The organism is Spirosoma knui (assembly GCF_054780635.1).
Genome location: NZ_BAAGVY010000002.1, coordinates 1 through 14608, shown reverse-complemented (window position 1 = coordinate 14608; position 14608 = coordinate 1). Strand labels below are relative to the sequence as shown.

Here is a 14608-nt window from a genome sequence, read left to right as displayed (position 1 = left end):
TTAGGGCAACTTATCTAAGAACTGCTTTAAGTAGCCAGCTTTCCAGACGGTTCCTAATCCGTTGATGCCAATATTACTGTACATACCTACAAAAAAAGAGTCATTTCCGGTTGGAAGCGTTTTTAAGTTCCCCTTTCGGTCAAAGTAACTAGCCCCTTTGCGATAGACCGGTGATCCCGACATGGCTGGGTAGCCTATATCATCAATCCAGAAAATGGGCTTTCCTTCCTGGGGCAGGTCCGGATCCGAGGCAACTAAACCTGATTTCCAGATCGGAAACGCATTGACACTGGCGTAACCCAACGGAAAACCGATGACAAATAACCGATCGGCTGGAGCCATGAATGCCGAGTCAGGCTGGGCTTTGTAATTTACCGGAAACAAGCCGACGCTCTGGGCCGTATCGGTCAATGGGATAGCCACCATATCAACCATCTCTTTACCAAACGGAAACTGTTGGTAGAGTTTAGCGCCTTTGGCATCCACCAATTTTTCAATCTTCGCGTTATGATCGCCCAGATTTTTGCCGTTGTACACGATCGCAATCCGATTGGCTTCGATCTGCGCTTTAGGATCGAGCCAGGCCTGCGAAACCGGATTTTTGTTGGTGATAACGTGCCAGTTCGTGATTAGGTAATTACGGCGGGACTTCGATTTTACTATAAACCCGGTGGCAGCCCGCAGTTGCGTGGAATCTTTAAAGGTGACAACGAGCAGACTTTGGGCGGTCTCCCGCTGAATCTGTTGCGCTACTGCGAATTGGGTCTGTAGGCCAATCAACAGCGCTAAAAACAATACCTTCATGAAAAACGTGTTTGGGATTACTGTAATGATTTGTTTCAGGTTCAAGCGGACCTTTTTAGCGGTCAGGTCCGGGCCACAGTTCAGATGTAATGAAACAAACTTCATGTCTCTTACTGGTAAATCGGCACCAAAGCTATTAAAGTTGAGGGGGTTTCCCAAGTCATCGGGTCGCTATCTGCCGACTCCGGTACGTATAGTAAATACTTTTTGAATCGGCAGTAAAAATAATCTCTTTTAACATCTAAACCTTCCTTGCCTTTACTGCTATGCCGACCGACTACAATGCTATCGCGAAAGAATACCAGGCCTCGAAAATGCTGCCGTGGCGGAAACACGTTGAATCACATACCTTTTTTGATATACTGGGTGATGTAACTAACCTAACGGTACTCGACCTCGCCTGCGGAGAAGGGTTTTATACGCGCCAGATCAAGTTAAGAGGAGCCGCTAACGTAGTTGGTGTCGACATTTCAGAGGAAATGATTCGCCTTGCCGACGAATCAGAAGCCAATAATCCGCTGGGGTTGACCTACCATTGCCAGAACGCGCTGGAATTGAATCTTGGGCAGAAGTTTGATCTGATTACGGCCACCTATCTGCTCAACTACGCCCGCAATGCCGGCGAACTGCTGCAAATGGGTACCGTCATCGCTAATCATTTAAAACCGGGGGGCCGGTTCGTTACCATCAATAGCAATCCTGATTATCAGGCCACCGTCGAACTGATGTTCCCCTACGGCTTCACTCGCCAGAACGAGAGCTACCTGGAGGGTGCCGAGATTATTTATCGTTTTTACCAATCAAACGCTTCGCACATCAGCGTAGTAAACTACCACCTGGCTAAGTCTACACACGAAACAGTGTTAAACCAGGCGGGTCTTTCGAAAATTCAGTGGCATGCCTTAAAAGTTTCTCCCGGTGGCCTGAGTGAGTCTGGCCGAGATTATTGGGACGACATATTGAACAGCCAGCCGGTAATTGGCCTGTCCTGCTGTATGCCTTAAGAACCAGTTTAGGTTGTCGATCGTATCCACTTTAAACACGTATCAGCGTACTTTTTGCACGGCTCGGCTTGCGCACTCGTGCATGTTACGTAGTGTTTATGGGTACAAGCCTACTTTAGTGGTTCATTCGCTACGCTTTGGCTCGTAGTGAAGGACCACGATGCCGCAGGCAAAGGATTTCGATTGTAATAAGGTCAGCGGGCGGTTGCGGTCGAGTTGATCGAAGATCGGCCTGCCGCTGCCAATAGAAGCGGGATTGACAAACAAATGGTACTCGTCGATCAGGTTGTGTTTGATCAAAGCCGATACAAACGTAGCCCCCCCGTAGGCAATGATATCGCCCCCGGTCTGTTGTTTTAGGCTCATAATCTCCTCAGTCAAATCGCCTTTGGCCAGAACGGTATTAGGCCACTCGGTATCTTCGAGCGTTTTGGTAAACACAACTTTCGGGGTGCTGTTCATCGTTTCGGCTCCCTCCTCTTCCAAGTGTGAAGCCCAGTGGGGAATAAAACCCTGAGCCAGATTTCGGCCAAGAACGATGCAGTCAACTGGTTCGGTCAGAGCGGTTACGTAGCGTTTGAGTTCATCATCCCAGTCGAACGCAATCCAGTCCATTTCGTTATTTGGCCCGGCGATGAATCCGTCGACGGTCATTTGTACCTGCAACTTTAGTTTTCTCATCTGTCTGTTCGTTGGTTGTTCATTCATCTGTTTACTGGTCGACGTGTGAAAGGCAACACACGATAGAACAAAGGTATATCTGCCCGACGTAATGAAGTGTGGGTGTATGCGACAATCTGAGGGCTGTTTGCGACAGTGTATAATTCGTTTGTGCTCATGATCTGCCTCCTCTCGGATAAAGACTAAAAATGGCCATTTTTTACCACCAGCTACGCTCAGCATTCGCTCAACTTTGCCTATCAATTCTAAAAAGAACCGCGTATGCAACGTAGAGAGTTTATTACATCGGCCCTGGCCGCTTCGACCTTTACGGATCACATTGAACAAAATGGCGATCTCACGCCAACCAAACCATTTACGGTTAAGGCGGGTGAAGCTCGTTTTGGAATCTACACGCCTTACCGGCAGGTGAATACGAACGACGTGAAAGTATCGGGCAAAGACACAAATGAACAATTGGCTGTTTTTGAGTACATTGGTAGAGTAAAGGCGGGCCCAACCCTGCACGTACATCACGAGCAGGACGAGATATTTTCGATCATTGAAGGCGAGTATTTCTTTCAAATTGGTACCGAGCAGTTCACTGCCAAGGCGGGCGATACCGTATTTGCACCCCGTGGGATACCACACACCTGGATTCAGTTGTCGGAACAAGGTAAGCAGGTATACATGGTACAGCCTGCCGGGCAGTTAGAAGCGTTTTTCTACAAAATGAATGAACTGAAAGAGCCGCCTACCGAAGCACTCGCCCAAAAGATGCATCAAGCGCACGGCATGACGGTGCTTAGGCCCCCGCTAACCCTGAAATAACCAAAATTCAATGGCTGTATGGACGGCATCTACGACTGTTGACTTCCCAGCCCCATCTTGCGCGACTACGTAAGGCAGCTACAGATTGTGGGCTGCTCGTTTCCGGACTCGATGGCGGTTCTGCCCGTAAAGCCTTACTGGCCGCGTGCCGAAAATACCCTGACGTTTTATCCCAAAGACCACGAGGAAATTGAGTACGGTATTTGGTCGGGAAATCCGACTCGTCAACGAGCGTTTGAACTATACGAAGCACTATACAGAAATGATCCCGATCGTTGAACGTTTTCTGCTTTACTTGATCAACCGGGCCAAACGCAGGCATCCACGACCCATCGATCGCGTGAGCCGGTTTCTGCTTGATCGCTCTACAGGCGCTTCTTTGGATTGGTCCAGCCTGGATTGGCCCGGCCTGGATTGGCCCGGACTAGACTGGCCCGGACTAGACTGGCTGTCCGACCAGGCGTGTTTATCGCAGCGTCAATTTTATCGGCAGTTTATAGAACGCGAAGGCATCAGCCCCAAACTATACGCCCGTATTGCCCACTTCGAAAACGCAATTCAGCGCAAGAACGCCCAACCCAATCTCGACTGGCTGAGTGTTGCTTTGCAATTGAGCTATTACGATTATCAGCACTTAGCGCGTGATTCTCGAGAGTTCACGCATTTATCGCCCACCGCATTCATGCTGAAAGAAGCCGGAGCCCCCGAACGGGTATCGGGGCAGCCGAAACCGGTCTACATCCATAACCGGCTACATAACAAACTGGCCGTCACCGACTGGGCTCATTCCTCTTAATTTGCCTTCACGGCTTGGGGTGCATCCTTGAAATGCTCGTACTTGTTCAGCAATTTGCCCACCCGGTAGATGACAGGCATAATCCCTTTCCTGACGAACTTAGGGATTTCCATCATATCATATTCGCTTTTATAGCGGGTCAGCAAATAGGCGGTGTCGAACAGCTCTGGCCGGGTTGTGTTCGATTTGGTCTGAGCCGCGAAGATCGACGAGAGAAAAAATACGATGGTATTGGCCGGCTTAATCCAGGCTTTGCACTGCAACGTATCAGTACCGGCGTTCCAGAAACGGTGACCAACTCCGCGTTTAAACAGAATGGTATCTCCCTCGCCCGCAAACTGCTCCGGCTGCCCCTGAATCTGATAGCCGATTTTGCCTTTAATCACGGTAAAGCCTTCATCCTGCAACCAGTGTACGTGCATGGGAGGACCGCCACCGGGCGATACAAAATTCTCGCCGTACACCTTGTCGCCGTCCGGTTCTCGGATGACGCCCTGAAAGATTAGTTTTTCGCCGTGGCCGTTCTCAATCGTGTGCGGGTACGTAATGTTCATGAGACTTGTTGTGTTTCTTGTTAAGAGTTCGCTACAAATTTGGCTTATAAGCAAATGCGTTGAAACAACAAGGCCCATGAACCGGAACAAGTTACCCGTGAAGCGGCTTTTTCGTCAATTACGCCCACTGTTCTTTTTACGTACACAGTGTATGTGTCGATTCAAAAAAAGAACCCTAACCACAAGGGTGATTAGGGTCTAATGGAATTTGTACTATTGTTGACTTAACAAGACAGCCAAACCATATTTATACTAAATCGGGCAGCGTATCATAAAGCTTAGCAGTCCAACATAAATAGCCAGTTACGAGAGATTAGAAATATTTTCAACAAAAAGGTGACCAAAAGGTTACGCTTTCGTCTTACTATTGACGCCAATGTATTGCTAAGTATACCTTGTAATGCAATAAGCCCATCCACTTAGGTTGGGCTTTTTTTGTGTAGGCGCCAATAGAAACCTTTGCCGTACCACCACTAAATCCTCGGCACGTAACGGCGTAAGATGAAGGAATGTGACAGTAGATGGTTGTTACGTCGACTAAGGCCGTACTGTTGTGACGAAGAAGTCAATCCAACTAACCCGACAGGTGATGCCTACAAGCACCGCTCTTTTCGTTTTACTGCTACGTTTACTGTAAGGCGGTTCCAGTTTGACAGTAAACGGTTTATTCGTATCTCGTTTCCTGAATCCCAAACAGGCTTTCATCCTAATGCTGTTACTCTCCAAACCATTTGGGATGTTGACATTCCTTCCAATAGGCAATGATGGCACCCAACTGCCTTTTCCAATCATCAAAAACCGTCTTTTTCTCAAACAATCCCTGTATTGTTAACTCATAGGCTTCTTCAACCAGGTAATCGATAACGGGATTAGTCATAAAAACAAACGGCGTTGCCTTACGTCGTAAGTTGCTGTCACGCTCAATCTGTCGGCGTAACTCCAGCCCGTTCATACCTGGCATGCTGATCTCGCAGATAATCAGAAAAGGCTGGTCTTCAGTCGTAACCAAGTAATCCAAAGCGAGTTCCGCCTGCGAAAACACAAGTATGGGGTTGGGTAACGATAACTCAGCCAGTGCCTGTTTGAAGGTCAAATGGTCATCTTCGTCGGCATCAATGAAAACAATTGGTAGTTCATCTATGTGCATACAGGTTCGTTAGGATTGACAAACCAAAAGCCCGGCAACAATCGGGCTTTTGGTTTGTCTGTTAAAAGCGTCACGTTTATCAACGTGGTACTTGATCTATGGTAGAGCAGCTAATTTAAGCCGCGAACAACTGAAGCTAAGACCTTCCGTTCACTTTGTTACCTAAACTGTGCCAACGATTCGACCAGAGTTAAACAATTAGCAATCAATGCAATAGCCACTAAATATTGATCTAAGTCAAAACTGACAATGACGTATCTTACCCAATACTGTAGCTAGAATCCCACAATGATTGTACGTTGTTATACTACCGGATTGTAAACGGCGAAACTGAAGAACGGATAAGTTTTTCGGTTTGGGGGTGTGTAGACTTTCCCCTGATCTTAGGGTTTGCCGATGTAGGCAGAACAAACGAACGCGGTAAGATGGAAGATACACCCGATCTAGTGGCAATCGTTCGCACACTGGACAATTGCAGGAATACACTGGAACTAGGAATATATCCTGGTTTCTATCCCCAGCGGGAAGAGTGAGATGGTCCAGGTTTGACGGACAGTTGAGTTGCTTAGCTTAGCTGTATCATGAGTAAGCCACAAATGTCAAAGGCCCCGCGTCGAAAGTACGACGAAGAATTTAAAAACGAGGCTGTCCGGTTGGTAACTACTGGGAATCAGAGCGTACCCGAAGTTGCCCGCTCGCTGGGTATTTCTGAGAACCTACTGTATCGTTGGAAAAGGTATAGTAAACCAAGTGGGCTGCTCAATGAGGTATTTAGAGTGCATCATATAATTTGCAAGCTATTTTTGTACGAAAAATCATCAATATGTAGTTGCTTATCCGGTTACTTATTTCTTCATTTAAAACGTTGCCCGATTGCTTACTGTATGAACACAAACTTCTACCACACCTGGTCCTCTTTAACACTTGGTGGCTCGAAAGCCTTAGCCGCCCTTAGTAGGCCCCGATATGTTTACGCGGCTCAGAGGAGCCAATTTATTCGCTGGGTCAGTAGTTTAGAGGGGGCAGCCAGCCAGTGGGCCGGTGGCCTGCTGGTGCTGCTCTGGCTAGGCTTAAGCCACGCCACAAACGCCCAAACTCCAAATGGCGTTACCGTAGCGGGGGGGCTTCCTTTAGCTGCCAATCAATTAAACCTTCCCAGTGGAGTTGCTATCGATAAAGATGGTAACATCTATGTCGCTGATGGAAATAACAATCGTATCCAGAAATGGACACCGGGTGCCACTCAGGGCACGACCGTAGCGGGGGGGAAATGGCACTGGCCGCGCTCCCAACCAGTTATCTTATCCTAGTGGAATTGCCATTGATAAGGACGGCAACATCTATGTCACTGATGCAGGTAACAATCGTATCCAGAAGTGGACACCGGGTGCCACTCAGGGCACGACCGTAGCGGGGGGGAATGGCACTGGCTACGAGGCTAACCAGATAGCTTATCCTAGTGGAATTGCTATCGATAAGGACGGCAACATCTACGTCGCTGATAGAAGTAACAATCGTATCCAGAAGTGGACACCGGGTGCCACTCAGGGCGCTACTGTAGCTGGAGGAAATGGCTACGGCAGCGCTCCTAACCAGTTGGCCAGTCCGACTGGTGTGTATGTAGATGAGGCAGGCAACGTGTATGTCGCTGATCGAAATAACTACCGCATCCAGAAGGTGAGTGTTCCTCTCCTTGCGTGTACTACCCTGAAAGTAGGGAATTGGAATGATCCAAGCGTGTGGTCCTGCGGCTACGTACCTACAAGCCAAAGTGACGTAGTAATCCAGCCAGCCCATACTGTATTGCTAGACTCAACAATGCCAGCCGCTTTCTGCCATAGTTTAGAACTACTTGGTACGTTTTTGATGCAAGGTAGTTCGATTACAATAGATAGGGAACAGATAGTCATAGATCAAGAGTCTGTAATCAACAGATAGCCTATCCATACCTTGGGTGAACTCTAAAGGGATTCCGAGGTGGCACGTTCAGTACAACCGGTCGGTTTCTAGCAGGCTTCAAAATTATAATAAGTCACAGGGGAATAGAATACAGGTCAGCGGACTACAACAGGAAAAGCAAAATAGCTAAAAAGATAATCGGTAGGCTGTATCAGCAACTAACCTTTGCTAATGAGGAGCATCAGGCAGGGGTGAGCAAAAAGTATATGACTTGCTCGACCCACGACCGGTAGCTTGAGCTTATGCGTGTGATGTCAAAATTAATAAGGGGGTTAATTAATTGGCTATCATCAGAGAGAGCATCCGTCCTAAAGCTATGATTTATCAATGTCCTTAGAGATTGGAATCGCAGGAAAAAGCTCAGAAACCAGCTTAGGGTCATCCGGTTCAAATACGAAGTTCCCTGTTTGACTCTTAAACTGCTTAAAGTGGCCTTTACACCCTAGGATAATAGTACGCGGAATACCGGCTGGAAACGCTGCACATTCCATCTCATCGCCTTGTGGGTGCTTGTTGATATGCTTACAAAAAAAACACAGCCCGTTTCCCATGTTTTTGTGGGCTAACTCCCAACATTGTAGAGAAATATCAATATTGTTTCGGTAAGGTTTCGGCAAAAAAGCAAAAACCCCTACAAAGCGCTGATTAACAGCTATTTGCAGGGGCTTATTGTACCGGGAGCCGGTATAAAACTAAACGCTTAAGTTGTTCATATTCAACCATTTGCTCTATCACGAGTAACAAATAGGAACCAAATACTGCAATTCTAAAAAATCTTCAACCTCAGCCTTTATTTCTAATCTTTGCAATCAAAGAAATTAACGCTAAAGTGTGATTCCCTAATGTTTGCAACGCTCCCTTGTGGCTTAATTCTCAATTTAGATTTCAGCAACGGGAATATTAAGTACTTGCTTGCATTCTTCCTACCATAACTTACCGCCATTACCTCATGAAAAATCCTGCTTGGCAAAGGGACGAGCTAATACTTGCCTTAGACGTTTACTTTCGAGAAAACTACAACAAACTAGGCCCAAACAGCCAGGTAGTGAAAGAACTCAGTCAAACGCTGAACTCATTACCTATTTTTTCAAACGAGGTAAGAGCGTTGACTTTTCGCAATGTAGATGGGGTTTACATGAAACTTGGCAATTTTTTGGCGATAGACCCAGATGATGAGCGTGAGGGTTTGCCTAGATATGGAAAATTAGACGAGATAGTATTCTATGAGTTCTACCAGGACAGGGATAAGCTTCACCAATTAGCCTTAACTATCCGTGAAAGTGTCAAAGATGAAGAAACTCGTACAAACATCTCTCAGGTTGAAGGTTCTGAAGATGAGTCTTATTCTGCTAGAGAGGGAGCTATAATACTCAAATTGCACAAGTACAGAGAGAGAGACAGAAGCTTAGTTAAAAAGAAGAAAGATTCTGTTTTAAAGAAAGTCGGTTATCTAGCTTGTGAGGTCTGTAGTTTTAGGTACGATCAAGTTTATGGGCCTTTAGGCGTTGGATATATTGAATGCCATCATACAAAGCCCGTTTACTTAATGAAGCCAAATGAAAGTACATACCTTACTGATCTAGCTCTCGTATGTGCTAATTGTCATAGAATGTTACATCGTGATTTAGCATTGAGCTTGGCCGACCTTAGAAGAATGCTTATTCAAAAGTAGGTAAGAGTTTGGACCACTTTGATACCCCCCTCTTAGTTTTGACAACACACGCATAACGTTAAGCTAGCGGTCGTGATCCATCGACTTGTCAAAGATTTGCTTACCCCTTCCCACTCTAATGTTGGTACCGTATGTTTGTACTACAATCAATTTTGTAGCAAGTACCTTTCAGGTATTGAGTCAGGTTCATGTTCACTTGATTACTTTAATGGGTTATAATCTCTTTGTTTAACAAAATTTAAAAAACGCTTAATATGGTACAGCTGTATAATGTTGGTGAAAAGGAAATGAATGAAACTATTTGGAGATATATGGACTTTACCAAATTCATTCACTTTTTAGAGAATTCATCTATATTCTTCCCAAAAATTGATTTGTTTGAAGATAAATATGAAGGATTACATAACGCTTTAAGCGAGAATGATTCTTACGATATTAATGATGAAGGTGAATTTATTAGAATCGATACTATCGGGGATACAAGACAATCTGAGAATAATGAAATTATCAAAGGCATTTTACAAAGTGGCATAGAGGAAGTAAAAAGTAGTGTTGGTGTTAGTTGTTGGCGCATGTCGCAATATGAATCTCATGCTATGTGGAAAATATTCCTGAATTCAAATGATGGCATTGCTATAAAAACCTCCCTTGGTGGTATTTTAGAAGCTTTGCAAATAGATGAGAATAGAAATTTGCATCTTGGTAAGGTGCAATATATTGATTACAACAACGAGAAAATTCCAATTAATAATTTACTAAATCCTTTATTCTATAAAAACATATATTTTGCTCATGAAAGCGAGTTTAGAATTTTAGCGTATGATGTGAAAGATTCCTACATAGATCATTTTAATGCAAACAATTTAGTTCCTCTAGCAGGTACAGGAATCAATGTCAAATTAAATTACAAAAATCTAATTAAAGAGATTGTAGTTGGGCCTTATGCATCTTCTTGGTTTTTGAATCTTCTTAAAAAAGTTTCATATGAAAAGTATCAATTAGAGGTTCCTATCAATAAATCAATAATTGAATTAAGGTAATAATTAATATCCGTGAGTGTTTGATTATCAAATCAAACACTCACAACACCCATAGTAACTCCTCAGTTGAATTAAACAATAGCCTCTCATAATTGGGGCTATATAAGCAGTATTACACTCCATTTGACTTTTTGGTAGCTACCTCGATCTAAGGCGGATTTATTTAAAAGTAGCATATTCTTTTAACCTCTCCTTAAGCTGTTACTTTGCTAGTAAGTATTTGCTTAATCCATTCCATGACCTCACTATCTGGTTTTAAAACGTGTGGGTTGGCTTGGGTTGGTTCGTAAGAACAATTACATAGCATTGTGTAGGCTGTTGCCTTATCCACTAAGTGCCATGTATGGTCCTGCCCATCTCTTTTCAAAACCGCTTTCCCTCCATCGCTAAAGCGTTTAGGTACATTACGGCCTGGCCCCTTCAATTCAACTTTATAGTACCTGTAAGCATCGCTGAAAAAGTAAATCTTGTAGTAGTCGTTCGGTGGTCCAACAACTACAATTTTTTCAGATTTGACAATGGCATTTAAGACGCGGCTTTTCACAAAGCCTCTTTGATAATGATCAATCTTATTCATGGTTTGTGAGTGTTTTTGATAGCTGTTTAGGTTCTTCAAACCCCTAATACACAGCAATGCTTTGCTTTGAAAAATAACCTAAATCCTTAGGAATAACCTCCGTTTTATCTTGCAGAAGTAAAGTCGATGAGATCCCCGAATGTGAGTTTAGGGTGTAATTACCTTCTGAGGTCCTCATAGCCTGGTAAAGCTCCAAAGACTGCCCTTCTCAATCCTAAGGTCATTGCTTCTGGTAGCCAACGTTGATGATTTGCCTCCCACTGTTCTATTTCCATTCGACCAATACGCTCAGCTCGTTTGGTAGGCTTGCCCCTGTAAGTTCCAGCCTTGCGTTTACCTTGTAGCTTTTTGATATGGTCCTCTAATTGCCAAAACCGATTGTTAGCCTTCTCGCGTTTAGAAGATTGCTGAGCGCGGTAATAAATACGATGCTGATAAGATTGTCTACTTTTCCAGATTGGACAACCATAGGCTTTGTAAAGGATTCTGCAACGCTGGCCACTGCTTGGACAGATAAAGTAAAGCACATCCCCTTTGCCCAAATTGCTCGGTCTTGCCTCCAAATAAACTGTATCATTTCTGTCCTCCTTTTCTCCAGTCGTGCGGTCGGTCACTGTGTAAACCAATTGAATACTTGGCCTTTTAGCTGGTTCGATCGGCCAGATACAAAAAATACTGATACTGCCAGTAGGCTGCCCGTTCCAATTCCAACTCAGAGTACCAGACGTTAGCTTACCACGTATTAGATACCCCGCTTTGAGCAAGTAGCTGAGTTCGATTCTTAAACAGTCGCCCGTTGTGTAGGCCCCTGTGCTATTACGTCCCATAAGTTAGGTGTTGTGTTTATGTTGTGAAGGCAGAAGAAACACGTTACATTTTGTGTAACACCCTGCATTTATTCAACCGCTATTTGACTATTCTCTTTTTAAGCCATGACATTAGGTGAGCGTTACAAAAACTGTCACTTAAAACACCTTACTATAAGCAAATACCAAATTCATCTGTAAAACTGCTGAGCTCGTTTTACTTTTTCGCTTAGTTCTGCCATGAGATCAGAGGAAACCTCATCTACATTAGACCCGCCCACTGGTTGTTGGCAGACCTCCCGTATACGGTCCTTTAGCCGCTTAATGTCTGTACGGTTCTTGTATTCCCCTTACAGCCGGTTTTGTTCGATTAGCTCTAAAGCAGCCGTTTCTCCGCCTAAGCACTGAACTAGTAACCGCTCAGCGATGTGGCTAAAATCTTTTATGCTTCTCATGGATTGCTTTAAATTGACATCAACCTGGTTAACTTTCTGAATGGCTCCAAACTCCTTTACCCATCGATCAATAACACCCATGTAAAACCGTTCTTCGTGCAGATTAGCGGCCAGTACCTCAGCTTGATTAAATTGTTGTGGTAGACGGCTCATAAACCGGGCTTCATAACGTAAGGCATTTCTATTGATCCAGATTGCAGGGAGAACAGCTCCATGCTGTTTGCCTTCTGCTTTCTTGTCATAGAAAGTTAGGACCCGCTTACCGTTCTGGTATCGGATGCTTTTAGGCTGGCTCAAACGAGCGTAGTATTGGCACAATCCTAATTCAGCGAAGTAAGCCGCGGGTGGGTGCTTTACTAACATCGTTTTACCTACATCGATCCGCCCAACGTTGGCCCGGCTCATGGGTAGGCATAGAGCGTCTGAAAGCTGTTCAATAGTTCTGTATGTGTCCTGCCTAGTTAAGCTACCAAAATTGTTCTGGTAGTAATAGGTACACAGACTGCCCTTCACCCATAGACCAGCCCCGCCCGCGCTAACTCTAAGGTTGCTGAGGTGGCCACTAACAGACGCAGAGCCGTTGTCGTGGTAATGCTCAGAAACGCGGTCTAACAACTTAGGAACATAAGCAGGGAGATCAATTCCCCCTGCTTGTTCTGTTGGCAAAAACAAATGAGCCGTATCATACATAGCTCATACCATCTTGTAGGGATAGTAGGACCTCGCTAATTTCCTTAGCCGCTCTAATTCTCCCGCAAACTCTCCATCTATGAGGAGGTTATACAAATTATCAATTAGCGGTTTACCACGCTCTACAATCAACAACTCAATAACTTGGTGTTTCCAATCACAGAGAAACAATAAAGCATCGTGCTTATAAGGAGCAGCCGGGTTAGACTTGCCATCACTTAGTCGGTCTTTCCCATTTGGGTAGCCATAACAGAAACCGCTAAACTCAGACCGCTCAAAGTACAGGCTACTCAGGTTTTGTTTCCCATCCCCTAAGGCGTAGATTGCTCGTCGTTTGCTATCTGCCTTTACCATCTCCTTTGCAGGAATAAGGTAGAAAAACAGCATTCCATTTTTGCGCTGAAAGTTATCTAGTAAGCCATGACCATGGGGGTTGTACATTGCAGTACAATCCAGGCGATTGGGGCTTTTAAAGCCATTGAGCGTTCTTATTTCTTCTGCCAGAACCTCAAAGCGATAATAGGCGGTTAGAATGCTCATTTGGCCACTCCTCCTTTCCCCGCTGGCTTAGTAGCTACATAGGTAGCTGCCTGTTGTTCAATCTCATCAGTAGTTGTGACACGGTTGCGCTTTAGATAAGCGTCTAACTCAGCTCGATCAAAGTAAATCACTTTACCAGCCGGTTTGTAGTGCGGTACCCTTCCTGTTGAGGTTAGTTTGTAGAAATGGGAGACACTCAGACCCGCGTAAGTTGCAGCCTCCTCTAAAGTCAGTGTTTCCTTTTGTCCAGCTAATAGCTTTTCAATACGAGCCAACTTCTGGCCCTGTTCTTGTAATTGCTGACTGAATCCCTCAGCCTCGCCTAGTGTGGTTATGCCCATTTTTCTAGGTTTTAATTTTTAGAAAAAATGGGTTTGCGCAAACCCGGTTGACTATCGTCTAACCATCAGCAAAGAAATTAAAGAAAAAGGGACAAAAAACAACTCTGGGTACCCATAATAAACAAAAATGATTTAAAATACTAAAAATCAGCAAGTTAGCTAAAATTCTAGGAACACGTGTGTGCAACTATCTTGAAAAAACGAGCCATTTCACAGGTTAAACAACTATTAATCAGCTGCTTACCAATGATTTGCACCTTGTTTGTGTAGCGGAAAAACGCTATTGTTTATATTATGACTTGATCATTTCAAATCTGGCTAAGAGTTTATCTATTGCCTCGCTTTCTTTTGATTTAAAGCTCTTTTGCTTCATTCTATAAGCTGAGGAGTTGATATTTGTATGAGTTATTAAATTACCTTGTTTGCTAACAAACATCATTCGCCTTGTTAATATCATAGCCCAATTAGGCGATCGTAAATATCCAATTTCTTTGAGTGAAGTAAAAAAATATACTAGTGATTCAGTATCCTTTAACCATACGATATTCCCTTCCCAGCTACGAACAAGAATATTTAGGATTGTATCTATTTCAGTTGTGGCGAGAAAAAATTTCCTAAAAAGATATAGCAATTGTTTATAGGCCTGTGAATTAACTTGTAATGAAGCCTATCTCTTTTTTGTGGAAGAAGGCTTGCACCAATTTTGGATTTTTCTCCAAACGTTTTATTTCT

Annotated in this window: 17 protein-coding genes and 1 pseudogene; 9 read left to right on the top strand and 9 right to left on the bottom strand. The window is 44.3% G+C overall.

Features of this window, described 5'->3' with window-relative positions; translation table 11 throughout:
* Positions 1–804, bottom strand: a complete 804-nt coding sequence (locus ACYVIY_RS04825; RefSeq protein ID WP_460975162.1) for a S1 family peptidase — start codon at positions 802–804, stop codon at positions 1–3.
* A gap of 266 nt (positions 805–1070) precedes the next feature.
* On the opposite strand from ACYVIY_RS04825, the gene ACYVIY_RS04820 reads away from it, so the two are divergent.
* Entirely contained in the window at positions 1071–1808 is a 738-nt protein-coding gene (locus tag ACYVIY_RS04820; protein WP_460975161.1) for a class I SAM-dependent methyltransferase, read from the top strand.
* 123 nt (positions 1809–1931) lie between these two features.
* On the opposite strand, the gene ACYVIY_RS04815 is transcribed toward ACYVIY_RS04820, so the two are convergent.
* Complete coding sequence (locus ACYVIY_RS04815) at positions 1932–2489, bottom strand: dihydrofolate reductase family protein (protein ID WP_460975160.1); 558 nt, start codon at positions 2487–2489, stop codon at positions 1932–1934.
* Positions 2490–2750: 261 nt separating this feature from the next.
* Here ACYVIY_RS04815 and ACYVIY_RS04810 point away from each other — a divergent pair, with 261 nt between their 5' ends.
* The 3 genes from ACYVIY_RS04810 to ACYVIY_RS04800 are packed head-to-tail and all read left to right on the top strand — an operon-like array spanning position 2751 to position 4095.
* Positions 2751–3299 carry a cupin domain-containing protein gene (locus tag ACYVIY_RS04810; protein WP_460975159.1) on the top strand — a complete coding sequence of 183 codons (549 nt, stop codon included), beginning with the start codon at positions 2751–2753 and terminating at the stop codon, positions 3297–3299.
* Between the two features lie 57 nt (positions 3300–3356).
* The gene (locus tag ACYVIY_RS04805) at positions 3357–3578 is read left to right on the top strand and encodes a hypothetical protein (protein WP_460975158.1); all 222 of its coding nucleotides are present in this window, start codon (positions 3357–3359) and stop codon (positions 3576–3578) included.
* Complete coding sequence (locus tag ACYVIY_RS04800) at positions 3562–4095, top strand: helix-turn-helix domain-containing protein (RefSeq protein ID WP_460975157.1); 534 nt, start codon at positions 3562–3564, stop codon at positions 4093–4095. The genes ACYVIY_RS04805 and ACYVIY_RS04800 overlap by 17 nt, the downstream gene beginning before the upstream one ends.
* On the opposite strand, the gene ACYVIY_RS04795 is transcribed toward ACYVIY_RS04800, so the two are convergent.
* Complete coding sequence (locus ACYVIY_RS04795; RefSeq protein ID WP_460975156.1) at positions 4092–4649, bottom strand: cupin domain-containing protein; 558 nt, start codon at positions 4647–4649, stop codon at positions 4092–4094. The genes ACYVIY_RS04800 and ACYVIY_RS04795 overlap by 4 nt on opposite strands.
* Before the next feature lie 715 nt (positions 4650–5364).
* Positions 5365–5796: a response regulator gene (locus ACYVIY_RS04790; protein WP_460975155.1), complete on the bottom strand. Its 432-nt coding sequence runs from the start codon at positions 5794–5796 to the stop codon at positions 5365–5367.
* Positions 5797–6377: 581 nt separating this feature from the next.
* On the opposite strand from ACYVIY_RS04790, the pseudogene ACYVIY_RS04785 reads away from it, so the two are divergent.
* The 5 genes and pseudogenes from ACYVIY_RS04785 to ACYVIY_RS04765 form a co-directional block, all read left to right on the top strand.
* Positions 6378–6527, top strand: a pseudogene (locus tag ACYVIY_RS04785) (transposase); the annotation flags it as partial.
* Positions 6528–6680: 153 nt separating this feature from the next.
* Positions 6681–7106, top strand: coding sequence for a hypothetical protein (locus tag ACYVIY_RS04780; protein ID WP_460975911.1), 426 nt, complete (start codon positions 6681–6683; stop codon positions 7104–7106).
* A 4-nt stretch (positions 7107–7110) separates the two neighbouring features.
* On the top strand, positions 7111–7734 hold the full coding sequence (locus ACYVIY_RS04775) for an NHL repeat-containing protein (protein ID WP_460975910.1): 624 nt from the start codon (positions 7111–7113) through the stop codon (positions 7732–7734).
* 970 nt (positions 7735–8704) lie between these two features.
* The gene (locus tag ACYVIY_RS04770) at positions 8705–9427 is read left to right on the top strand and encodes an HNH endonuclease (RefSeq protein ID WP_460975154.1); all 723 of its coding nucleotides are present in this window, start codon (positions 8705–8707) and stop codon (positions 9425–9427) included.
* 254 nt (positions 9428–9681) lie between these two features.
* Positions 9682–10467, top strand: a complete 786-nt coding sequence (locus ACYVIY_RS04765) for a hypothetical protein (protein ID WP_460975153.1) — start codon at positions 9682–9684, stop codon at positions 10465–10467.
* 193 nt (positions 10468–10660) lie between these two features.
* On the opposite strand, the gene ACYVIY_RS04760 is transcribed toward ACYVIY_RS04765, so the two are convergent.
* The 5 genes from ACYVIY_RS04760 to ACYVIY_RS04740 all read right to left on the bottom strand — a co-directional run bounded on the left by ACYVIY_RS04760 (position 10661) and on the right by ACYVIY_RS04740 (position 13876).
* The gene (locus ACYVIY_RS04760; RefSeq protein WP_460975152.1) at positions 10661–11044 is read right to left on the bottom strand and encodes a hypothetical protein; all 384 of its coding nucleotides are present in this window, start codon (positions 11042–11044) and stop codon (positions 10661–10663) included.
* A 158-nt stretch (positions 11045–11202) separates the two neighbouring features.
* On the bottom strand, positions 11203–11871 hold the full coding sequence (locus ACYVIY_RS04755; RefSeq protein ID WP_460975151.1) for a hypothetical protein: 669 nt from the start codon (positions 11869–11871) through the stop codon (positions 11203–11205).
* A gap of 329 nt (positions 11872–12200) precedes the next feature.
* On the bottom strand, positions 12201–12995 hold the full coding sequence (locus ACYVIY_RS04750) for a phage/plasmid replication domain-containing protein (RefSeq protein WP_460975150.1): 795 nt from the start codon (positions 12993–12995) through the stop codon (positions 12201–12203).
* A 3-nt stretch (positions 12996–12998) separates the two neighbouring features.
* Complete coding sequence (locus ACYVIY_RS04745) at positions 12999–13535, bottom strand: hypothetical protein (protein ID WP_460975149.1); 537 nt, start codon at positions 13533–13535, stop codon at positions 12999–13001.
* Positions 13532–13876, bottom strand: coding sequence for a helix-turn-helix domain-containing protein (locus ACYVIY_RS04740; RefSeq protein ID WP_460975148.1), 345 nt, complete (start codon positions 13874–13876; stop codon positions 13532–13534). Before ACYVIY_RS04740 ends, ACYVIY_RS04745 begins: the two co-directional genes overlap by 4 nt.
* Positions 13877–14608 lie beyond the last annotated feature (732 nt).

Excerpts from the sequence above, each read along its gene's own strand:
- ACYVIY_RS04825 (WP_460975162.1), bottom strand. The coding sequence starts at position 804 with ATGAAGGTATTGTTTTTAGCGCTGTTGATTGGCCTACAGACCCAATTC.
- ACYVIY_RS04820 (WP_460975161.1), top strand. The coding sequence starts at position 1,071 with ATGCCGACCGACTACAATGCTATCGCGAAAGAATACCAGGCCTCGAAA.
- ACYVIY_RS04815 (WP_460975160.1), bottom strand. The coding sequence starts at position 2,489 with ATGAGAAAACTAAAGTTGCAGGTACAAATGACCGTCGACGGATTCATC.
- ACYVIY_RS04810 (WP_460975159.1), top strand. The coding sequence starts at position 2,751 with ATGCAACGTAGAGAGTTTATTACATCGGCCCTGGCCGCTTCGACCTTT.
- ACYVIY_RS04800 (WP_460975157.1), top strand. The coding sequence starts at position 3,562 with ATGATCCCGATCGTTGAACGTTTTCTGCTTTACTTGATCAACCGGGCC.
- ACYVIY_RS04795 (WP_460975156.1), bottom strand. The coding sequence starts at position 4,649 with ATGAACATTACGTACCCGCACACGATTGAGAACGGCCACGGCGAAAAA.
- ACYVIY_RS04790 (WP_460975155.1), bottom strand. The coding sequence starts at position 5,796 with ATGCACATAGATGAACTACCAATTGTTTTCATTGATGCCGACGAAGAT.
- ACYVIY_RS04780 (WP_460975911.1), top strand. The coding sequence starts at position 6,681 with ATGAACACAAACTTCTACCACACCTGGTCCTCTTTAACACTTGGTGGC.
- ACYVIY_RS04770 (WP_460975154.1), top strand. The coding sequence starts at position 8,705 with ATGAAAAATCCTGCTTGGCAAAGGGACGAGCTAATACTTGCCTTAGAC.
- ACYVIY_RS04765 (WP_460975153.1), top strand. The coding sequence starts at position 9,682 with ATGGTACAGCTGTATAATGTTGGTGAAAAGGAAATGAATGAAACTATT.
- ACYVIY_RS04760 (WP_460975152.1), bottom strand. The coding sequence starts at position 11,044 with ATGAATAAGATTGATCATTATCAAAGAGGCTTTGTGAAAAGCCGCGTC.
- ACYVIY_RS04755 (WP_460975151.1), bottom strand. The coding sequence starts at position 11,871 with ATGGGACGTAATAGCACAGGGGCCTACACAACGGGCGACTGTTTAAGA.
- ACYVIY_RS04750 (WP_460975150.1), bottom strand. The coding sequence starts at position 12,995 with ATGTATGATACGGCTCATTTGTTTTTGCCAACAGAACAAGCAGGGGGA.
- ACYVIY_RS04745 (WP_460975149.1), bottom strand. The coding sequence starts at position 13,535 with ATGAGCATTCTAACCGCCTATTATCGCTTTGAGGTTCTGGCAGAAGAA.
- ACYVIY_RS04740 (WP_460975148.1), bottom strand. The coding sequence starts at position 13,876 with ATGGGCATAACCACACTAGGCGAGGCTGAGGGATTCAGTCAGCAATTA.